This window comes from Burkholderia sp. MSMB1835 (assembly GCF_001526365.1).
Lineage (GTDB): Bacteria > Pseudomonadota > Gammaproteobacteria > Burkholderiales > Burkholderiaceae > Burkholderia.
Map to the genome: position 1 here is coordinate 1 of NZ_LOYP01000003.1, position 21,647 is coordinate 21,647.

The following is a 21,647-nucleotide window of genomic DNA, read 5'->3' on the forward strand; positions in this document are numbered from 1 at the left end:
ATCCGTTTCGACGGCGAGTGGGAGAAGAAGGTCGTCGAGCGGATCCTGCACAACCTGTCGATCCTGTTCGAGCGCACGTTCGCGACCGCGCAGGAGCTGAACCGCTACCGTCGCGAAGTGACGGCGCGGGTCAATGGCGCGGCGGACGGCCCGTAGCGGATCGATACATCCGGCTGTCGCGCGGTGCCGGCCGGATGCCGGCCGACCGGCGAATGCGCCGTACGCCGACCGGCGCTGCCGGCCGGCGAATTATTCATTTCCGGAAATAATCGCTTCATCGGTTTATGAAACCGTATGGAAAGCTTGAATTTCATGCGTTTAGTATTTTTTAATAAACACCGAATTCCGGATTTAACGGGATTTTCCGTGTCTGTTGCAGACAGTTTGTTTTTCGCAATCCGGAAAATAAAATGGAAAAGTCGGTAAATTGAAATTGAATTGTAGGCATCGGGTTTCGCCTCCGTCCATGCAGATAAAGCGCTGCGATAACGTCGGATTTGGCCGGAAACCGGTTGTTTCTACGGGAATTTATCGAACCTGTCGAGCCCTCGATTCGTTCGCATATTAATTTACAAAATCACAACCGGATAATGTTCGTGTAAGCGTACTGGTGCGATGAAAATCGATAGATAAATACAAGTGTCACGATTGAAAATAAGAATGATATGCATCCATGCTTCAATATAAAATCGTTTCCGAATCCAAATAGGAGAGACGAGTCAGGGAGACGAACGGCAACTTGCCTGTCGATGGGTGCAACTTTGAGGCGGCGGTATGGCTAATGTGAGATTGGCAAAGCGATTGAGAAGTCTGCCTTCGCTGGATTTCCTGAGAGGCTTCGAATGCGCGGCGCGCCATTTGAGCTTCACGCGTGCGGGGCAGGAACTGAACGTCACGCAATCGGCCGTGAGTCGGCAGGTCAAGGCGCTCGAAGAGCAGCTCCGGATCGAGCTTTTCCATCGGCACATTCGTTCGCTGACGCTGACCGACAAGGGGCGCGAGCTGTACGACGCGATCTCGTTCGCGTTGTCCGACCTGGAGTCGGTGGTCGGCAAGCTGTCGTCGAGTGTCGGCCAGCGCGCCATCTCGTTGTCGACCACCGTCTCGTTCGCCGCGCTGTGGCTGATCCCGCGCCTCGGTTCGTTCCGCGCCAGCTATCCGGACATCGACGTGCGCGTGTCGGCAACGAGCGAAATTGAAGATCTTAAACGCAAACGTTTGCACCTGGCGGTGCGCTATGCGGGCCCGTATACGTCGACCGACGATACGGAGGTGCTGTTTCGCGAGCGTGTCGTGGCGGTGTGCAGCCCGAGCCTGATGACGGCGGCGGGCGACGCCGCGTCGATGAAGCCGGCCGACCTCGACAAGCACGTGCTGCTGCATCTCGACGACCCGCGCGGCGAATGGCCGTGGCACGGATGGAGCCATTTGCTGAAGGAGCTCGGCGTGCCGCGGCTGCGGCCGGCCGGCGCGCTGCACTTCAGTCAGTACGACCAACTGGTCCAGGCCGCGGTCGACGGGCACGGCATCGCGATTGGAAGGCGGCCGCTGGTCGACGGGCTGTTGAAGCAGGGGCGGCTCGTCGAGCTGTTCCCGCACTGCACCGTTGCATCGGGCAGCTACGTGCTCGTGCAGAACCCCGATGCGTGCAACGAATTCGACATCGCGGTGCTGACCAACTGGTTGCTCGAACAAGCGTGTCATCCGCTCGCGACGGACCAGGACACCGCCGGCAGCAACGTGGTGCCGATGTATCGCGTCGGATGACGAACGCGGCGCGCGGCAGCGCCGTGCGCGCCGTCATGCGCGGTACCTGCACCTGTGCGATGATGCGCCGCTTCGCGTTCGTCGCAGAACGCCGCCGCCGGCGGCGCCCGTTTCCGGGCCACCGCCGGGTCCTGACATTCCGGAGACAGCATGCCCGCACACAGCATCCAGCGCAGTACCCTGCATTACCACGATCACGGCGCCGGTTTTCCGGTGCTGCTCGGGCACAGCTATCTGTGGGACGCGACGATGTGGGCGCCGCAGATCGACGCGCTGTCGCGCAAGTATCGCGTGATCGTGCCGGACCTGTGGGGGCACGGCGAATCGGGCGCGCTGCCGGACGGCACGCACACGCTCGACGATCTCGCCGCGCACGCGAGTGCGCTGCTCGACGCGCTGGACATCGAACAGTGCGCGATCGTCGGGCTCAGCGTCGGCGGCATGTGGGGCGCACGGCTCGCGTTGCGCGAGCCGCGGCGCGTGCGCTCGCTCGTGATCATGGACGCGTCGCTCGAGGCCGAGCCCGATGCGACGCGCACGCGCTATTTCGGGATGCTCGATGCGATCGAGGCCGCGGGCCGCATCGCGCCGCCGCTGCTCGACGCGATCGTGCCGCTGTTCTTCCGCCCGGACGTCGATCTCGACGGCCCGGTGCCGACGGCGTTTCGCCATGCGCTCGCGAACCTGCCCGCCGACCGGCTGCGGCAATCGATCGCGCCGCTTGGCCGGCTGATCTTCGGCCGGCCCGACACGCTGCCGGCGCTCGCCGAACTCGATGCCGCACGCACGCTGCTGATGTGCGGCGCGGGCGACATGGCTCGCCCGCCGTCGGAAACCGTGAAGATGGCGAGCGTGATCGGCTGCGCGCATGCGCTGGTGCCCGACGCCGGCCATATCTCGAACCTGGAGAATCCCGCGTTCGTCACGCGCACGCTGCTCGACTGGTTCGACGCGCAGCAACTGCCGTCGAACTGACGGTCACGCGAACGGCGACGCGCGCAGGCCGCGCGGCGCCGCATCGACTCGCGTCATGCGCGCTCGCCGACCGGCGTGAACTTCCGGTCGCGCACCCGCGCTTCGTCGGCACCGCCGCGCACGAGGCTCAGCGCTTCCGCGCGGCTCGCCACGCACGGCCCGGAGCCGGGCAGCGGCCGGCGCGCGGTCTCGCGCAGCGCGAGCACCGACACGATGCCGATGAACGACGCGCCCATCAGGTAGTACGCGGGCATCATCAGGTCGCCGGTGCGATCGACCAGCCATGCGGCGACGAGCGGCGTCGTGCCGCCGAACAGCGACACCGACACGTTGAAGCCGATCGCGAGCGCGCCGTAGCGGATGCGCGTCGGAAAGAGGGCAGGCAGCGCCGACGGCATCACGCCCGTGAACGTCGACAGCAGGATGCCGTAGATCAGCATCCCGCCGAAGATCGGCAGCATGCCGCCGGTGCGGATCAGCATCAGCGCCGGCACCGATAGCGCGAGCAGGCCCACGCAGCCGGCCATCATCACCGGCTTGCGGCCGACCTTGTCCGACAGGTGCCCCGCGTACAGCGTCATCGGCATCATCAGCACCATCACGAGCAGCACCATGAAGAGCCCGTGCGATTCGCGAACGTGCAGCGTCGCCGACAGGTAGCTCGGCAGGTACGACAGCGCCATGTAGTCGGTCACGTTGAAGATCAGCACGAGGCCGACGCATTGCAGCAGCGGCCTCCACTGTTCGACGAGCAGCGTCGCGAAGCGCTGCTTCGGCCGCGCGCGTTCGTCCGCTTTGCGTGCTTCGGCCTCCTTCCTGAATGCCGGGGTTTCCTCGAGCCTGAGCCGCACGTAGAGGCCCACGAGGCCGAGCGGGCCGGCGATCAGGAACGGCACGCGCCAGCCCCACGACAGCAGCGCGTCCTGCGACAGCGTGGCCGTCAACAGCGCGACTGTGGCCGCGCCGAGCGTATAGCCGATCAGCGTGCCGAATTCGAGGAAGCTGCCCATGAAGCCGCGGCGCTTGTCGGTCGAGAACTCGGCGATGAAGGTGGCGGCGCCGCCGTATTCGCCGCCGGTCGAGAAGCCCTGCACGAGGCGGGCGACGAGCAGCAGCACGGGCGCCATGATGCCGATGGACGCGTAGCTGGGGATCAGGCCGATCGCGAAGGTGCCGACGGCCATCATGATCATCGTGGCGGCGAGCACGCGCTGGCGGCCGATGCGGTCGCCGAGCGGGCCGAACACCATGCCGCCGAGCGGGCGCACGAGGAACGCGGCCGCGAACGTGCCGAGGGTGGCGAGCAACTGCGCGGACGGGCTGCTGGACGGGAAGAACACCTTGCCGAGCGTGACGGCGATATAGCTGTAGACGCCGAAGTCGAACCATTCCATCGCATTGCCGAACGCCATCGCGCCGACCGCGCGCTTGAGGACGGCAGGGTCGACGATCGTGATGTCGTCCAGCTTGACGGACTTGCGCGAAGGCCTGGCTTTCGCGGGGTGCGCTTGCGACGGGCTCAATGAACTCTCCTGGAATTGCCTTGGCAACCGGTCGGCGGGAATGCGGCGGGGTCGTGCGGACCGACGGACGGCGAAGGCGGATGTCTCGGGGATGCCTCGATGCCGGTGGCGTGACGCGCGCAGCGGACGACACCGGGCAGGTGTGTTGTGCGAACCAGTTTAGAGAAACGGGCGCGAGCGGCTATCGGTCATGCGCCCGGAAACCGGTGGTAAACGACACGCCGGAGGCACGGCGCCGAGGGCGCCCCATCGGTCGCAGGCGCGGCGGGGGCGGTCGTCTCGCCATTCATTTCGCCATTCGCCGGCGCGCGGATACGAGCAATGCGGCGAACGCCGCTTCGTCCGCCCGCAGGCCGCGCGGCGTTCGCCGGACCGCGAGCGCGGCGAGCGTGCCCGCCTCGAACGCATCGAGCACGGCCGGGTGGATGTAGCAGCGCCGGCACACGGCCGGCGTGTTGCGCAGCAGGTCGGCCACCGCGCGCACGGTCTCGACGATCTGCTTGCGGGCATGCGTGACGCCGCGGTGCTCCACGCGCCGCAGCAATGCGAGCGCGTGCACGCTGCCGGCCCAGGTCCGGTAATCCTTCGCGGTGAAATCGGCGCCGCCGGCCTCGCGCAGATAGTCGTTCACGTCGGACGACCCGACCGGATGGCGTGCGCCGTCGTCGTCCACATACTGGAACAACTCGTGACCGGGCAGCTCCGCGCAGCGCCGCACGATGCGCGCGACCCGCGCGTCGTCGACCGTCACGTCGTGCTCGATCCCGCTCTTGCCGGCGAAGCGCAGCCGCACTTGGCCGGGCTGGATCTTCAAATGGCGCTTGCGCAGCGTCGTCAGCCCGTACGAGCCGTTTTCGCGCGCATATTCCGCGTTGCCGATCCGCGCGAGCGTCGTGTCGAGCAAGCGGACGATCGTCGCCACGACCTTGTCGCGCGGCATGCCCGGCAACGCGAGATCGCGCGCGACGCGCGCGCGGATGCGCGGCAGCGCCCGCGCGAACGCGGCCATCCTCGCGTACTTGTTCGCGTCGCGGGTCGCGCGCCACTGCGGGTGATAGCGATACTGCTTGCGGCCGCGCGCGTCGCGGCCCGTTGCCTGCAGATGGCCGAGCGGGTCCATGCAAATCCAGACATCGGTGTACGCGGGCGGAATCGCGAGCGCGTCGATGCGGGCGATTTCGTCGGCATCGCGAACCCGCACACCGTCCGGCCGGTAATACGCGAAGCCGTTGCGAAGCCGCCGGCGCGTGTAGCCCGGGCGGCGGTCGTCGACATGGCGCAGCGCCGCGACGGCGCCCGAAGCGGGCTGCTTCATGTCGCGAGACGCTGGCCGGCGGCCACGTCGGTGCGCGGCGACCTGCGCTCATGGGCGGCGATCATGCTCGTCTCCTTTCGGTTCGCGTGAAGGGCGGGCGCCCGGCATGGGGTGCGAACCGCCAGCGCGACGGAGCAAGAACCGTGCGCCGCACGCGCGCGGCCGATCCGGGGTTAGGTGTTTATACGTATGCCGATTCCGGTATCGCCTCAATCCAATATTTCATTGGAAGGTTATCGGACTTGTTCCTAGACTGATGCGGGGCTTGTATACCGCGCCGACCGGACACGCCGGCCGGCGCCGCCCGATCCGCGCCAGCGCCACGCAGAAACACAACAGCGCCGCGGCACACAACGACATCATCGGAGACGGACCATGACATTCATCAGGAAGCTGGCGGCCACCGCGATCGTCGCGGCGACGGCGGTGTTGGCCACCGGCGCGCACGCGCAGCAAAAGCCGATCACGCTCGGGTTCTCGCAGGTCGGCGCCGAAAGCGCATGGCGCACCGCGAACACCGTATCGGTGAAGGGCGCGGCGAAGGACGCCGGCATCAACCTGAAGTTTTCCGACGCGCAGCAGAAGCAGGAGAACCAGATTCGCGCGATCCGCTCGTTCATCGCGCAGAAGGTCGACGTGATCGCGTTCTCGCCGGTCGTCGAATCGGGCTGGGAGCCGGTGCTGACCGAAGCGAAGGCCGCGCATATCCCGGTGATCCTGACCGACCGCGCGGTCGACGTGAAGGACCCGTCGCTGTACGTGACGATGATCGGCTCCGACTTCCTCGAGGAAGGGCGGCGCGCCGGCCACTGGATGGAAGAGCGTTACAAGAACGACGCGGGCCCGATCAACATCGTCGAGCTGCAGGGCACGGTCGGCTCCGCGCCGGCCAACGACCGCCGCGCGGGCCTGCTCGAAGTGATCAAGAACAATCCGAAATTCAAGGTGATCGCGTCGCAGAGCGGCGACTTCACGCTCGCCGGCGGCAAGCAGGTGATGGAAGCGTTCGCGAAAACCTACGGCAAGCAGATCAACGTCGTCTACGCGCACAACGACGACATGGCGCTAGGCGCGATCCAGGCGATGGAAGAGGCCGGGATCAAGCCCGGCAAGGACGTCAGCGTCGTGTCGTTCGACGCGACCAAGGGCGGCTTCCAGGCGATGATCGCGGGCAAGATCAACGTCGACGTCGAATGCAGCCCGCTGCTCGGCCCGCAACTGATGAGCGCGGTGAAGGACGTCGTCGCCGGCAAGTCGCTGCCCAAGCGCATCGTGACCAACGAGACGGTGTTCCCGATGAACGTCGCGGCGCAGGTGCTGCCGACCCGCAAGTACTGACCTGTGCGCACGGGCGGCGGCCTGACGGCCGCCGCCCGGCGACGCTTCGACGGAGGATGCATGGAGAGTGCGCCGGTGGTCGAGATGATCGGCATCGACAAGTCGTTTCCGGGCGTCAGCGCGCTGCAGCGCGTGGACTTCCGGCTGTTTCCGGGCGAGATCCACGCGCTGATGGGCCAGAACGGCGCGGGCAAGTCGACGCTGATCAACGTGCTCACCGGCGTGCATGCGCACGATGCGGGCGAGATACGCGTCGGCGGCCGGCCCGTGCGCTTTGCCGCGCCGCGCGAGGCCGAGGCGGCCGGCATTCAGACGCTGTATCAGGAAGTGAACCTGTGCGCGAACCTGTCGGTCGCGGAGAACATCTTCGCGGGCCGGCAGCCGATGCGGCGCGGCGCGATCGACTGGAACGCGATCCATGCGCGCGCGCGGGCGGCGCTCGCCGAACTCGACCTGTCGCTCGACGTCACGCGCTCGCTCGACGCGTATCCGATCGCGGTGCAGCAGATGGTCGCGATCGCGCGTGCGGTGTCGGTCGACGCGCGCGTGCTGATTCTCGACGAGCCGACCTCGAGCCTCGACGACGGCGAGGTCGCGCGGCTGTTCGACGTGTTGCGCCGGCTGAAGGCGTCGGGCATCGCGATCCTGTTCGTCACGCATTTTCTCGAGCAGACCTATGCGGTGTCCGACCGGATCACCGTGATGCGCAACGGCGAGCGCGAAGGCGAGTACCTCGCGCGCGACCTGCCGGTCGACGCGCTGGTCGCGAAGATGACCGGCCGCGAGCGCATGTCCGACACGCTGCAGGCCGGCGCCGCGGCGGTCGAGCGTACCGCCGCGGCCGCCGAGCCGTTCCTGTCGATGCAGCAGGTCGGCCGGCGCGGGATGATGAGCGCGCTCGATCTCGACGTGCGCCCCGGCGAGATCGTCGGGCTGGCCGGCCTGCTCGGCTCGGGCCGCACAGAAACCGCGCAACTGGCGTTCGCCGCGGCGCGCCCGGATACCGGCGCGATCGAGATCGACGGCGCGCGCAAGCGGCTCGCGTCGCCGCACGATGCGGTGCGCAACGGCATCGCGTACTGCCCGGAAGACCGCAAGAAGGAGGGCATCGTTGCCGCGCTGTCGATTCGCGAGAACATCGTCCTCGCGCTGCAGGCGCGGCGCGGCTGGTGGCGGCTGATCGGGCGCGCGCGCCAGCGCGAGATCGCCGACACGTATATCGCCCGGCTCGGCATCAAGGCGCGCGACGCGGAGCAGCCGATCGGGCTGCTGTCGGGCGGCAACCAGCAGAAGGTGCTGCTCGCGCGCTGGCTCGCGACGGACCCGAAGCTGCTGATTCTCGACGAGCCGACGCGCGGCATCGACGTCGCCGCGAAGTTCGACATCATGGAGCGCGTGCTCGCGCTGTGCGCGCAGGGGCTCGCGATCCTGTTCATCTCGTCGGAGATCGGCGAGGTCGTGCGCGTGAGCCACCGGATCGCGGTGCTGCGCGACCGGCGCAAGGTCGCGGAGCTGTCCGGCGCCGATGCGTCCGAGGAGCAGGTTTACCGGTTGATCGCGGGAGGCCAGTCATGACGTGGTTGCGCACGCTGTTTCGTCATTCGCTCGCGTGGCCGGTGCTGACGCTCGCGCTGCTGTTCGCGCTGGACGTCGCGCATCGTCCCGGCTTCCTGTCGATCGCGCTGCTCGACGGCCACCTGTTCGGCGCGCCGATCGACATTCTCAATCGCGCGGCGCCGCTCGTGATCGTGTCGCTCGGGATGACGCTCGTGATCGCGACGCGCGGGATCGACATCTCGGTCGGCGCGATCGTCGCGATCGCCGGCGCGGCGGCCGCGACCGTGCTCGAGGCGGACCCGTCGCGGGTCGGCGCGGCGCTGGCCGCCGCGCTCGGCGTCGGGCTGCTGGCCGGCGCGTGGAACGGGCTGCTCGTCGCGTTCGTCGGGATGCAGCCGATCATCGCGACGCTGATCCTGATGGTGGCCGGGCGCGGTGTCGCGCAACTGCTGACGGGCGGCCAGATCATCCCGATCGGCGCACCGGGCTACCTCGCGCTCGGCGGCGGCTATCTCGCGACCGTGCCGTGCGCGGTATGGATCGCGCTCGCGACGATCGGCGCGACCGCGCTGCTGGTGAACCGCACGGCGCTCGGGCTGTTCATTCGCGCGATCGGCGTGAACCCGGTCGCGACGCGGCTCGTCGGGCTGCGCTCGGGCGCGGTCGTGTTCGGCGTGTATCTGTGCTCGGGCGTGATGTCGGCGCTCGCGGGCATCCTCGCGAGCTCGAACGTGCGCAGCGCCGACGGCAACAACGCGGGGCTGCTGCTCGAACTCGACGCGATTCTCGCGGTCACGCTCGGCGGCACGTCGCTGCTCGGCGGCCGCTTCAGTCTCGCCGGCTCGGTGCTCGGCGCGCTGATCATCCAGACGCTCACCTACACGACCTATTCGATCGGCGTGCCGCCGGAGGCGACGCTCGTCGTCAAGGCGGTCGTCGTGATCGTCGTGACGCTGATCCAGTCGGACGCGGCGCGTGCGCTGCTCGTCCGGCATGCGTCGCGGCTGCTGCCTTCCGCGCGATCGCGCGCCACCACCACCGGAGCGACGCCGCGATGAACCGTTTCCTTGGCCGGCTCGCCGATCCGCGCACGCTGCCGATCGTCGTGACGATCGTGCTGTTCGTCGCGCTGTTCGGCTTCGGGTCCGTGATGTACACGGGCTTTTTCTCGATGCAGGTGCTGACCGGGCTGCTCGTCGACAATGCGTTCCTGCTGATCGTCGCGATCGGGATGACGTTCGTGATCGTGTCGGGCGGCATCGACCTGTCGGTCGGCTCGGTCGTTGCGCTGACAACGATCTTCTGCGCGGTCGGCGCCGAACGGCTGCACTGGCCCGTGTGGGCGATCGTGCCGCTCGCGCTCGCGTTCGGCGCGCTGTACGGCGCGGCGATGGGCGCGCTGATCCACTATTTCCGGTTGCAGCCGTTCATCGTCACGCTCGCCGGGATGTTTCTCGCGCGCGGCGCGTGCTTCCTGATCACGACGCAGTCGATCACGATCAACGAGCCGGCGTTCCATGCGATTGCGGGCATCAGCGTGCCGGTCGGCGGCGGCATGCTGAGCGCCGGTGCGCTGATCGCGCTCGCGACGCTGGCCGTCGCGATCTACGTCGCGCATTTCACGCGCTTCGGCCGCAACGTCTATGCGGTCGGCGGCAACGAACGCTCGGCGTTGCTGATGGGCTTGCCGGTCGCGCGCACGAAGATCGGCGTCTACGCGCTGAGCGGCTTCTGTTCGGCGCTCGGCGGCGTGGTGTTCACGCTGTACGTGCTGTCGGGCTACGGGCTGCAGGCGCAGGGAATGGAGCTCGACGCGATCGCCGCGACCGTGATCGGCGGCACGCTGCTGACGGGCGGCGTGGGCTATGTGATCGGCTCGGTGTTCGGGGTCGGCATCCTCGGCACGATCCAGGTGCTGATCACGTTCGACGGCACGCTGAGCTCGTGGTGGACGCGGATCGTGATCGGCGCGCTGCTGTGCGTGTTCTGCGTGCTGCAGCGGGTCATCGAGCGGCACGCGGCGCGGCGCCGCACCGGCGGCACGGGGCTCGGCGCGCAGCGGCCGACGCATGCGCCCGCGCGGCCGGCGCCGCCCGAAGAGGACATCGCGCTGGTATCGACGATGCGGCGGTCATAGCGGCCGTTCGGCCGCGCGGGCGAACCGCGGTGGAACGATGCGCGCGGCGCGGCGCCGTCAGGCCGGGCCGGCCGCGTCCGCCTCGGTGTCGAACGGCGTATCGGCGACGCGCGTGCGTTTCAGCGAGTCGGCCAGTTTCTCGATCGCGTGCAGGTCCAGCGCATCGAGGTGCTCGCGCATTTCCTGCACGAACGACGCATGGTCCGGCTCGCCCGCATACTGGCCGAGCCATTCCTCGATATCGGTCAGCCGGCCTTCGCCGGCGAGCACGATCAGCTCGGCGAGCGCATCGGCGGGCGGGCTGCGCATCGCGGTCGCCGCGCCGGCCGGTTCCGCTTCGTCGGCGGGATGAAACCGCCCGACGAGCCCCGACACCGGCGCGAGCGCATGGCCGAGGGCTGGCGCGGCGACCGCGAACGAGAACGTCGTGCCGCTCCCCGGCTGGCTTGCGACGGCCAGCTCGCCGCCCATCGCGGCGACGATGCGCTGCGCGATGAACAGGCCGAGCCCGGTGCCGCCGTTGACCGCCTGCACCTGCTGGTACGCGCGGAAGATGTCGGCGGTCGCGGTGATGTCGATGCCGATGCCCGTATCGGCGACCTCGAACAGCAGGCGCCATGCATCGCCTTCGCGCGACGCGTGAACCGACAGCGTGACCGTGCCGTCGCGCGTGAATTTCGATGCGTTGGACAGCAGGTTCAGCAGCACCTGTTGCAGCCGGATGCCGTCGATCAGCACCGTGCGCGGCAGCGGCGTGACGGGCCGGTAGACGAACCGGTTGTCCTGCTGCGCGCACAGCGCGAGCGCGTAGTGGCCGATGTCGTCCAGCAGCCCGGGCAGGTCGGTGCGGTCGGGCGCGACGCCGAGCGGCTGGAGTTCGGCCTTCGTGAACGCGAGCAATTCGTCGATCAGCGCGAGCTGGTAGCGGATGCTGCGGTCGATCGACCGGATCAGCCGCGCCTGGCTGCGCGTCGCCCCTTGCAGCAGCAGCTTCGCATAGCCGTTGATCGTCGACAGCGGCGCGCGCAGATCGTGGCTGACGTAGCCGAGCGTCTCGATCTTCTGCTGCATGTGCGTTTTCGACTGCTGCAACGCGTCGTTGAGCGCGACCGTGCGCCGCGCGACCTCGTCGCGCAGCCGATCCTGCTCGGTGAGCTGCCAGTGTTCGAGCCGCTTGCGTGCCTCGGTGCGCTGACGGCCCACGTGGTGAATCCACGCGGCCAGCACCAGCAGATGCGTCGCGAGCCCGATGATCGCGATGACTGGGTTCGGATAGACGTCGGACCGGATCCACGACAGCACGGGCGGCAATGCATCGCGGCCGTCGAGCATGCGGATCAGCATGTTGAACGTCGCGAACGCGACCGCGATCAGCATCACGCGGGCCGTCGGCGTGCGCCGGATCACGAGCATCAGCGCCAGGCTGATGTTCACCATCGCGAGCACGGTGTTCAGCCACAGGCAGAACCACGCGAAAGTCGCGAGATCGCCGAACGCCGCACCGGCTATCCCCACGCATTCGAGCGCGAGAAACACCACGTACACCGCGCGCATCGGCATCTTCGCCTTCTCGCGATGCGCGACCATCAGGATGAAGACGATGAAGCATGCGACCGACAGGTACGCGAAGATCGTTTCGCCGCGCGTCGACCACTCGCGCGCGCCGGACGACAGGAGTATCGCGAGATAGCCGCGATACGCCGCTTCGAACAGCGCGGTGTTCAGGGCCAGTGCGGCCAGCACGTGGAACACGCCGCTGCGCGAGAAAAAGCCGATCAGCAGCGCGCACCACACGAGTGCCAGCAGCCCGCCGAAGAACCCGAAGTTCCACATCGACGCGTGCAACTCCTGCGCGATCCACGCGTCGCGGGTGAACGCGACCGGCGCAAGGCGCATCTCCTTGCGCGACGTGATGCGGATCAGTACCGGGAGTTGTTCGCCCGCGCGCAGCGTGACGTCGAGGGTCGGGTAGCGCGACGGCGCGTCGCGCGCGTCGCCGCGGTCGGTCGGGAAGCTGCGCTCGAGCGTCCATTGACCGTGCCGGTCGACGTAGAAGTCGGCCCGGTCGACGCGCGCGTCGCGAATCGCCAGCACCAGCGGGCGCGTGTCGCCGTCGCGGTTGATCAGCGTCGCCTGGACCCACCAGGCCGAGCGCGAAAACGTCACGTTGAATGCAGTGCGGGCCGTGGCGGCTGCACGACGCGACGGCTCGGCGAGCCGGGCGGCGACCGCGTCGACGGACAGCGTCGTGCCGGCGTCTTCGAAAACCGATACGGCTTCGAGTTGCGCGGGATTCGGCGCCGTTGCGGCACGGACCGTCGCGCACGTGACGGCCAGCGCCGCCAGAAGCAGAAGCAACGTGCGACATGCCGCCGCCCATGCCGCGCAGTGCCTATGCATCGCCGTGGCGCCCCCCCGGTGCGGCCGGCGCGTCGACCGCGTGGCGCTGGCGCCGCCAGTCGGACGGCGTGACGCCGAAGCGTTCGCGGAACGCCGTCGCGAAATTGCCGGGGGTGGAAAAGCCGATTTCCTCGGCGATGTCGCCGATCCCCATCGACGTTTCCGACAGGAAATGCATCGCGGCGCGCAGCCGCGTGTCGCGCAGATACTCGAATACGGTCTGGCCGAGATGGTCGCGGAACGCGCGCGACAGCCGTTTTTCGTGCGTGCCGACCTGCTTCGCGAGCTCCTCGAGGGCCGGCGGATGGCGCAGGTCGCGCAGCAACACGTCGCTTGCCGCGCGCACGAGCGCCGCGTCGCGGTTGTCGGGCAAGTCGGGCAGGTGCGCGAACGGCTGGCTGCGTCGCACGCGCTTCAGGTGATTGCGGATTCGTGCGATGACTTCCGCCGGTTCGAACGGCTTGACGATGTAGTCGATCGCCCCCGTTTCGAGCCCCGCGATGCGGTCCTCGAGATCGCCGGCGGCCGTCAGGATGATCACCGGAATGGATTGCGTCGACGGGGTGGACGCCAGCAGCCGGCTCGCGGCGAAACCGTCCATGCGCGGCATGCGGACGTCCATCAGGATCAGATCGGGCGCGATGGCCTGCGCACGGTGATAGGCCTGCAGCCCGTCGAACGCGACGCTGATCCGGCACTGCGCGGTGCGCAGGATTTCGGTCAGGAGCCGCAGGTCGTTCGGGCGGTCGTCGACGATGAGGATATGGGCGCCGGCGAGATCCGGCGTGGTGCGTGGCGACGCCGAACTGGACAAGCGGGATGACATGGTTGCGAACGCGTTGGGAGGGGAGTGGCCTGTCAGGTCGGAGGCATCGCAATCTGTACGATTGTTGCAAAAAATTATATGTCGACAACAGCGTCGAAGGTGGGATTCCGTGCGGTGCGTGTGGGCTTGTCGCACGGGCATCGCAGGTGCGCGGCGGTGTCGTCGGCTCTCCCGAACAATGAGCCGGAAAAATGTGCCGAATCGATTTCGAAAATTACGGTCTTTATTTCCGGTTCGATGATTTCCAGATTGAAAATGGCCCGTATGATGAATTGACGATCGAGGTGTCGAAATCCGATGGCAATGGCGTAAATCGAATTCCCCGATTCCTTGTCGGTCAACTGGACTAGGCGTAATGCGAACGAGAATTTCCATTTCCGGAAAAATCGAATTTCATACGAATGTGTATGAATGTAAATGACATCCGCTACGGAAAAGTATTTGTCCGCTCCGGAAAAGGTTTGTTTGGGTGAATGTCGGCACACTAGCCACGACGCGGCTGGAATCGGTTCTCTGAATGCTTCCGGCTGTCGTGAAAATGACCGTCGCCGTCGCTTTGCGGGCTACCAATATTCAATGTCACATTGAATGATGGTATTCCCGGATAATGAGAAGACGGTAACGAAGGAATAACAGGCACGAGGGTAATGAAGTCGTCATAATTCGCGGAATTTTTAGATATACAAGATGAGCCGTGAAATGACGGGATGGGGCTGGGTGTGAGGCATCGGGCGAGAAGAAATCGTCAAGTAAATTCGATCGATTAATTCGGTGCCGGGGTCGTTCGGTGGGCGGTCGGTTTTTTCCGGAAATCCGGAAAAAACCGATGCCGCCGGACGGAAAAGGGGTGAGTGACTGCGCGTGGGCCGCCGGGCGTTCGATCGAGCCGGAGGCCACGCACGGTGCACTATCGAATCAGGCGGATACGAAAAATATGAATACGACAAGCATGGCAGGTCGGGGTGTCGGGTCGATCGATCCGGCGCCGGCTGTCAGCGTCAGCGATCCGGCGGCGCATGCCGCAGACCCGGGGACAGGATGGCGCCTTTCGCCGCCTGAATGAAAGACGACGGGCCGCCCGCGATGCGGGTCGGCGTCCGTTCATCCAGCGTCCGAGCGACGCTTTTCCGAATGAGACTCGAAGTCGCCCTTCGGCGGGTGCGACGGGGTGCGCGCGTGCGGATTCGCGACGCGTCGTGCGCCCTGTCGCCGCCGGGCAGGCGATGTCGACTTCCGTGAATCGATAACCGGCGATCGCCGTCGCGCATCGTGCCGAACGGGCACGCGCGACGGTCGGTCGTGCCGTCGCGATGTGGGTCGAGCGTTTTGCGCAACGCTGTTCGTAGTTTTGATTAGTAATGCGAAGTGAGAAGCGGGGCGTCGCGAGTCAGGCGAAAGCGGAGAGGGTCCGCGCTTCGACTGACGTCGCGTTCGCCGTTGCGTCATCCAGCACATGAGAACCGAGGGAACACAAGATGAACAAGTCGTTCAAGTCGATCTGGAACGAAGCATTGGGGGCCTGGGTTGCGGCTTCGGAGCTTGACCGGGCACGCGGCAAGCGTGTGGCGTCGTCGCGGCGCACGGCGGCGCATGCCGCGAGCGCGAGCGGCTCGACGCGTGCGGGCCTGCCTTCGCCGCGGCGGCTGGCCATGCTGATGGCGTCCGCATATCTGGCGTTGTTCCATGTGGGCGCCCATGCGCAGTACGCACCGGATGGCGGTACCGCGTCGGGCGGCGTGACGGCGATCTCGATCGGCCTCGGTTCGACCGCCGCGCAACAGAATTCCACCGCGCTGGGCAACCTGTCGACGGCGCAGGGTTTGTCGGCCACGGCGCTCGGCCCGGGTGCGCATGCGATGGCGGATGGTTCGACGGCCGTCGGCATCAACTCGCAAGCGAACGGTGTCAACAGCGTGGCGATGGGCGTGCAGGCGATCGGCTCGGGCCCGTATGCGGTCGCGATCGGGAATTTGTCGAGCGCGACCCAAAGCGGTTCGGTCGCGATGGGCAGCGGCGCCGCGGCGACCGGCGTGTCCGCCGTCGGGTTGGGCAACAACGCGCTGGCATCCGGCCAGTACGCGGCGGCGATGGGGCTCGGTGCCAGTGCGGCTGGCGCGCAGAGCGTCTCGCTCGGCTATGCGTCGCACGCCACGGACACCGGGTCCGTCGCGCTCGGCAACCAGTCGACCAGTTCGGGCGCGGCAGGCGTGGCCGTCGGCAGCGGGGCGCTGGCTTCCGGTAATTCCGGCGTCGCGATGGGCGTCAACAGCGGCGCGACGGGCACCTCGTCGATCGCGATCGGCTGGGGCGGCACCGCGGGCGTGCCCGGCTCGGGCACGCAGTCGATCGGCACGAGCTCGATCGCGATGGGCTCGAACACGCGTGCCGGCGCGGACAATGCGGTGGCATTCGGCCTGAACGCCAATGCGTCGGGTCTCAGTTCGATCGCGACGGGCGTGCAGGCGACCGCGACGCAGCAGTTCGCGACCGCGCTCGGCAATCTGGCGCTGGCGACCGGCGTTTCCTCCAGCGCGCTGGGGCCCGGGGCGACGGCGTCGGCGACGAATGCGACGGCGGTCGGCATCAACAGCGTCGCGGCTGCCGGCTCGACCGTCGCGATCGGCGATTCCAACTCGGTCGCGGCAACTGCCGGCGCGGGTTCGATTGCCGGCGGCAACGCGTCGAAGGTGCTCGGCGGCACGGGCGCCGTCGCGCTCGGCTTCGGCCAGACGGTGAGCGGCGACGGCGCGGTCGCGATCGGCGATCCGAGCAGCGCGATCGGCACCGGCGCGGTCACGATGGGTTCGAACAACACCGCGAACGGCAACGGCGCGGTGGCGATCGGCAATACCAACAACGCGCAAGGCACGGGTTCGCTGGCGCTGGGCAATACGTCGACCGCGGCGGCGGCGGGAGCGGTCGCGTTCGGCGCGTCGGCCGTGGCCAACAACGCAAACGATGTCGCGCTCGGCTCGGGATCGACGACGGCCGCGCCGAATCCGACGGCCAGCGCGGTCATCGGCGGCGTCACGTACAACTTCAACGGCATCAACCCGACCAGCGTCGTCAGCGTCGGCAAGGCGGGCAGCGAGCGCCAGATCACCAACGTCGCGGCCGGGCGCATCGATTCGTCGAGCACGGATGCGATCAACGGCTCGCAACTCGCCGCGACGAACACGGCACTCGATTCGCTATCGACGTCGACGGCGTCGAGCATCACGTCGCTGTCGACCGGGGTTTCGTCGTTGTCGACGGGCCTCAGTTCGACCAATAGCGCGGTCACGTCGCTGTCGACTTCGACGTCGACGGGTATCAGTTCGCTGTCCACCGGCCTCAGTTCGACCAACAGCGCGGTCACGTCGCTGTCCACGTCGACGTCGACGGGCATCGGCTCGCTGTCCACCGGCCTGAGTTCGACCAACAGCGCGGTCACGTCGTTGTCGACGTCGACGTCGACGGGTATCAGCTCGCTGTCCACCGGTCTCAGTTCGACCGACAGCACGGTGACGTCGCTGTCGACGTCCACGTCGACGGGTCTGTCGTCGGCCAATAGTTCGATCGCGTCGTTGTCCACGTCGACCTCGACGGGTATCGGTTCGCTGTCCACGGGGCTGAGCACGACCGACAGCACGGTGACGTCGCTGTCGACGTCCACGTCGACGGGCCTGTCGTCGGCCAATAGTTCGATCGCGTCGTTGTCCACGTCGACGTCCACGGGCATCGGTTCGCTGTCCACCGGCCTGAGTTCGACCAACAGCGCGGTCACCTCGTTGTCCACGTCGACCTCGACGGTCGTCGGTTCGCTGTCCACCGGCTTGAGTTCGACCAACAGCATGGTCACGTCGTTGTCCACGTCGACGTCGACGGGCATCAGCTCGCTGTCCACCGGCCTGAGTTCGACCAACAGCAACCTGACGTCGCTGTCCACGTCGACATCGACCGTCGTCGGCTCGCTGTCCACCGGCCTGAGTTCGACCAACAGCAACCTGACGTCGCTGTCCACATCGACGTCGACCGTCGTCGGCTCGCTGTCCACCGGCCTGAGCTCGACGAACAGCAACCTGACGTCGCTGTCCACGTCGACCTCGACGGTCGTCGGTTCGCTGTCCACCGGCTTGAGTTCGACCAACAGCTCGATCACGTCGCTGTCCACGTCGACTTCGACGATCGTCGGTTCGCTGTCCACCGGCCTGAGCTCGACGAACAGCAACCTGACCTCGCTGTCGACCGCCACGTCGACCGGGATCAGCTCGCTGTCGACGGGCTTGAGCTCGATCGCGAACAACAACACGAACCTGGGCAACAGCACGGCCGGCGCGATCGGCGGCGGCGCCACCTACGATCCGACCACCGGCGCGATCTCGGCGCCGTCGTACGTGACGTACAACAGCGACGGTTCGACGACGATCAACAACAACGTCGGCTCCGCGATCGACAACATCAACGCGCACGGCATCAAGTACTTCCATGCGAATTCGACCGCGCCGGACAGCCAGGCGGTGGGCGTCGACAGCGTCGCGATCGGCCCGAACGCGATCTCGAAGGTGGACGGCAGCATCGCGCTCGGCTCGGGTTCGGTGGCCGACCGCGCCGTGGTGCCGTCCTCGGGCATCATCCGCAACGGCACCGCGTCGATCCCGTTCAACACGACCGACCAGACGCTGCTCGGCGCGGTATCGGTCGGCGATGCGACGAACAAGACGTACCGCCAGATCACCAACGTCGCGGACGGCACCGGCCAGCAGGATGCGGTGACGGTGCGGCAATTGACCGGCGCGCTGCAGTCGTTCGCGGTCACGGGCCAGAAGTACTTCCACGCGAACTCGACCGCGGCGGATTCGCTCGCGGTCGGCGCGGAATCGGTCGCGGTGGGACCGACGACGGTCGTCAACGGCGACAACGGCGTGGGCATCGGCAACGGCGCGATCGTCGATCAGACCGCGCCGGGCGGGGTCGCCATCGGCCAGGCGGCGAGTTCCGCGCAGGCCGACGCGATCGCGCTGGGCAGCGGCGCAACGGCGACGGGCGCGCAGTCGGTCGCGCAGGGTGCGAATGCGGTGGCGGTCAGCGTGGGCAGCGTCGCGCTCGGCTCGGGCGCACGCAGCACGGCGACCGATGCGCTGGCACTCGGCTCGGGCGCATCGGCGACGTTCGCGAACAGCGTGGCGCTCGGCGCCGGTTCGCTGACCACGGTCGGCGCGCTGACGAACTATGTCGCGTACGGGCTGAGCAGCCCGCAGTCGTCAGCCGGCGAAGTGAACATCGGCAATCGCCAGATCACCGGGTTGGCCGCCGGCAAGAACGGCACCGACGCGGTGAACGTGTCGCAGCTCGATTCGGTCGCGAACCAGTTGACGACGCTGATCGACCAGCGCACGACCAACCTCGGCGGGCAGTACACGACGAACCCGACCGGCGCGAACGTGCCGCCGGGCTCGACCGGGCCGAATTCGTCGGCGGGCGGGTCGGGGGCGGTGGCATCGGGCTCGAACAGCACGGCGGTCGGCAATAGTGCACTCGCGTCGGGCAACGGCTCCACGGCGATCGGCGTGGGTTCGACGGCATCGGGCAACAACTCGACCGCGCTCGGCACGGGCAGCAACGACGGCGGGCGCTCGAACGTGGTCGCGGTCGGCTCGGCGGATTCGGCGCGTCAGGTCGTGAACGTCGCGGCCGGCACGCAAGGCACCGACGCGGTGAACGTGAACCAGCTGAATGCGGTATCGAACCAGTTCACGCAGTCGCTGAACACGGTCAACAACCAGCTCACGCAGATGCAGCAGCAGATCCAGCAGACGGATTCGATGGCCCGCGAGGGGATCGCCGCGACCGCCGCGATGGCGTCGATCCCGCACATGGACCGCGATTCGAACTTCGCGATGGGGGTCGGCACGGCGACGTTCCAGGGCCAGAAGGCCATGGCGGTCGGCATGCAGGCGCGCATCACGGAGAACCTGAAGGCGACGGTGAACGGCGGTTTCGCCGGCAGCCAGCGCGTCGTCGGCGCGGGCATGCTGTATCAGTGGAAGTGATCGCGCGCAGCGGTTCGTTCCGGCACGCGTTGCCGGGGCGGGCCGCGCCGAACGCAAACGCATGCGCGTGCGGCCGCGCCGCACGCTGCGCCCATCGCATTCTCGGAGTAATCAAGTGAAAAACATCCATCTTGCACTGCTGGCGTCCGTCGTTTCCCTCGCGGCCTGTTCGAGTGCGTCGGGGCCGACGTACAACGCGTACGAACTGCAGTCGCGCAACGGCATCCGCACGTTCCAGGTCGACTGCCACGGCATCCTGTCGACCGCGAAGACCTGCATGAAGGTCGCGACACGCATGTGCGGCAACGAGCCCGTACGCCTCGTCGACACCACCACGCCGTACCGCGACGGCGCCGATCCGCATTCGATCGTGTTCCAGTGCGGCGCGGCGCCCGCGCCGGCCGCCGCGGCCGTTGCGCCGGCGCCCGCGCCGGTCGAGAAGGTGAGCCTGACCGGCGATGCGTATTTCGCGACCGACTCGGCCGTGCTGACGCCCGCGGCCACCGCCGCGCTCGACACGCTGCTGAACCGGCAGGCCGACCGGCATTTCTCCCGCGTGGAAGTGGACGGCTATACCGACGCGACCGGTTCCGATGCGCACAATCAGGCGCTGTCGAAGCGCCGGGCGGATGCGGTCGCCGCATACTTGCGCGAACGCGGGCTGAAGGCGGATTCGTTTGCCGCCGCCGGTCACGGGGAAGCGAATCCGGCGGCATCGAACGATACCGCCGAAGGGCGCGCGCGCAATCGTCGCGTGGAAATCTCGCTGCAGAAGTAGGACGCCGCAACCGGGGCGCCGCAAGCGCGGCCGTCGAAGCCGGACGGCTCGCTTGCGGCAAGGATGCCCGGCGCGGACGAAGGCGGCGGGACAGACCCGTCGCGGCGTGCGCGTGCGGCGGTCGCATGGACGCCGCCGCCGCACGGCGAGTTGCGGCCCGCGGACCGTCATCCGCACCGGGCCGCGGATCGGCGTTCAGTGCCTGATCATGCAGACGGCCACGATCTCGTATCCCGGGTCGGCATGCGCGCTCGCGGCTTTCTCCGCTTCGTCGTACGAACCAAACGATGCGGCGTCCTCGATGGCCGGCGCCATCCCGATATCGCCGTCCTCGGCGGTGCACAGGAATTGCTCGCCGGTCTTCACGACGTAGGTGGACATCATGATTCCCTCCAGGGTGTGCAGGGGGAAATTCCAGTCTAGCAGGCAGGAGGGAAGTCGGCGGTCGACGCGAGTCCCGGCCGTCATCCGGGGTCGGTTCGTCGATTCGGCTGCCGCGAAGGGCCGGATTCGCGGCGGTGCGCCGGCCTCGACCGATGGGCGCGCGGCGGGGTAGTCGCGCGCGGAAGAGCGCAAAGCCGGGCACAATACGCGCATGCATGCCCCCGATCTCGAGCGTCTTGTCGCCGTCACCATGCCCTTCGGAAAATACAAGGGCCGACTCATTGCCGACCTGCCCGGACCTTACCTCAACTGGCTGGCTCGCGAAGGGTTCCCGCGCGGCGAACTCGGCCGGCAGCTCGCGCTCATGCACGAGCTCGACCATAACGGCTTGCGGCACCTGCTGGAGCCGCTGCGCAAACCCGCGTAGCACGGCGTCGCGCCCGGTCGGTCGCCCGATTCGGCGATGGCGAGGCGGCGCGGTCGTGTACTTTCGCGCCCCGGCGACAAACGCCCGGTCATGGTCCGTTCATGGAAGGCTGTATGAATATACAGTATAGTATCCGTCGAACCGGGCCGCGCGCAGGCATCCCTCGTCGCGGCTCGCGCCGCGCCTGC

The 21,647-nt window shown here is 67.5% G+C and carries 15 protein-coding genes and 1 pseudogene; 10 read left to right on the forward strand and 6 right to left on the reverse strand.

Annotation, left to right across the window (positions count from 1 at the left end; translation table 11 throughout):
* The 3 genes and pseudogenes from WS96_RS01270 to WS96_RS01280 form a co-directional block, all read left to right on the forward strand.
* Window positions 1-156, forward strand: a pseudogene (locus WS96_RS01270) (ferritin-like domain-containing protein); the annotation flags it as partial.
* 618 nt (window positions 157-774) lie between these two features.
* Window positions 775-1,767, forward strand: coding sequence for a LysR substrate-binding domain-containing protein (locus WS96_RS01275; protein WP_059830046.1), 993 nt, complete (start codon window positions 775-777; stop codon window positions 1,765-1,767).
* A gap of 150 nt (window positions 1,768-1,917) precedes the next feature.
* On the forward strand, window positions 1,918-2,742 hold the full coding sequence (locus tag WS96_RS01280; RefSeq protein WP_059830048.1) for an alpha/beta fold hydrolase: 825 nt from the start codon (window positions 1,918-1,920) through the stop codon (window positions 2,740-2,742).
* Between the two features lie 53 nt (window positions 2,743-2,795).
* Here the strand turns inward: WS96_RS01280 and proP are convergent, their stop codons facing one another.
* Complete coding sequence (gene proP, locus WS96_RS01285; RefSeq protein WP_059830050.1) at window positions 2,796-4,265, reverse strand: glycine betaine/L-proline transporter ProP; 1,470 nt, start codon at window positions 4,263-4,265, stop codon at window positions 2,796-2,798.
* Between the two features lie 286 nt (window positions 4,266-4,551).
* On the reverse strand, window positions 4,552-5,580 hold the full coding sequence (locus tag WS96_RS01290; RefSeq protein WP_059830051.1) for a DNA topoisomerase IB: 1,029 nt from the start codon (window positions 5,578-5,580) through the stop codon (window positions 4,552-4,554).
* A 375-nt stretch (window positions 5,581-5,955) separates the two neighbouring features.
* Here WS96_RS01290 and WS96_RS01295 point away from each other — a divergent pair, with 375 nt between their 5' ends.
* From WS96_RS01295 to yjfF, 4 genes are read left to right on the forward strand one after another with little or no spacing between them, the layout of a single operon-like run.
* Complete coding sequence (locus WS96_RS01295; protein WP_059830054.1) at window positions 5,956-6,918, forward strand: ABC transporter substrate-binding protein; 963 nt, start codon at window positions 5,956-5,958, stop codon at window positions 6,916-6,918.
* A gap of 60 nt (window positions 6,919-6,978) precedes the next feature.
* Window positions 6,979-8,493 carry a sugar ABC transporter ATP-binding protein gene (locus tag WS96_RS01300; RefSeq protein ID WP_059830056.1) on the forward strand — a complete coding sequence of 505 codons (1,515 nt, stop codon included), beginning with the start codon at window positions 6,979-6,981 and terminating at the stop codon, window positions 8,491-8,493.
* A complete protein-coding gene (locus WS96_RS01305) occupies window positions 8,490-9,533 on the forward strand; it encodes an ABC transporter permease (RefSeq protein WP_059830058.1) in 1,044 nt (347 codons plus the stop codon). The genes WS96_RS01300 and WS96_RS01305 overlap by 4 nt, the downstream gene beginning before the upstream one ends.
* Window positions 9,530-10,612 (forward strand): galactofuranose ABC transporter, permease protein YjfF, encoded by a 1,083-nt coding sequence (gene yjfF, locus WS96_RS01310; protein ID WP_059830060.1) that lies wholly within the window; start codon window positions 9,530-9,532, stop codon window positions 10,610-10,612. The genes WS96_RS01305 and yjfF overlap by 4 nt, the downstream gene beginning before the upstream one ends.
* 57 nt (window positions 10,613-10,669) lie before the next feature.
* Here the strand turns inward: yjfF and WS96_RS01315 are convergent, their stop codons facing one another.
* The 3 genes from WS96_RS01315 to WS96_RS01325 form a co-directional block, all read right to left on the reverse strand.
* Window positions 10,670-13,012, reverse strand: a complete 2,343-nt coding sequence (locus tag WS96_RS01315) for a sensor histidine kinase (RefSeq protein WP_059830062.1) — start codon at window positions 13,010-13,012, stop codon at window positions 10,670-10,672.
* Entirely contained in the window at window positions 13,005-13,838 is an 834-nt protein-coding gene (locus WS96_RS01320) for a response regulator transcription factor (protein WP_034208986.1), read from the reverse strand. Before WS96_RS01320 ends, WS96_RS01315 begins: the two co-directional genes overlap by 8 nt.
* A 74-nt stretch (window positions 13,839-13,912) precedes the next feature.
* On the reverse strand, window positions 13,913-14,179 hold the full coding sequence (locus tag WS96_RS01325) for a hypothetical protein (RefSeq protein ID WP_059830063.1): 267 nt from the start codon (window positions 14,177-14,179) through the stop codon (window positions 13,913-13,915).
* Window positions 14,180-15,313: 1,134 nt separating this feature from the next.
* Here WS96_RS01325 and WS96_RS01330 point away from each other — a divergent pair.
* Window positions 15,314-19,870, forward strand: a complete 4,557-nt coding sequence (locus tag WS96_RS01330; protein ID WP_059830066.1) for a YadA-like family protein — start codon at window positions 15,314-15,316, stop codon at window positions 19,868-19,870.
* 115 nt (window positions 19,871-19,985) lie between these two features.
* Window positions 19,986-20,648, forward strand: coding sequence for an OmpA family protein (locus WS96_RS01335; RefSeq protein WP_059830068.1), 663 nt, complete (start codon window positions 19,986-19,988; stop codon window positions 20,646-20,648).
* 195 nt (window positions 20,649-20,843) lie between these two features.
* Here the strand turns inward: WS96_RS01335 and WS96_RS01340 are convergent, their stop codons facing one another.
* Window positions 20,844-21,032: a hypothetical protein gene (locus tag WS96_RS01340; RefSeq protein WP_059830182.1), complete on the reverse strand. Its 189-nt coding sequence runs from the start codon at window positions 21,030-21,032 to the stop codon at window positions 20,844-20,846.
* A 211-nt stretch (window positions 21,033-21,243) separates the two neighbouring features.
* Between WS96_RS01340 and WS96_RS01345 the strand changes: the two genes are divergently transcribed.
* Window positions 21,244-21,459 carry a DUF3820 family protein gene (locus WS96_RS01345; protein ID WP_059830070.1) on the forward strand — a complete coding sequence of 72 codons (216 nt, stop codon included), beginning with the start codon at window positions 21,244-21,246 and terminating at the stop codon, window positions 21,457-21,459.
* Window positions 21,460-21,647 lie beyond the last annotated feature (188 nt).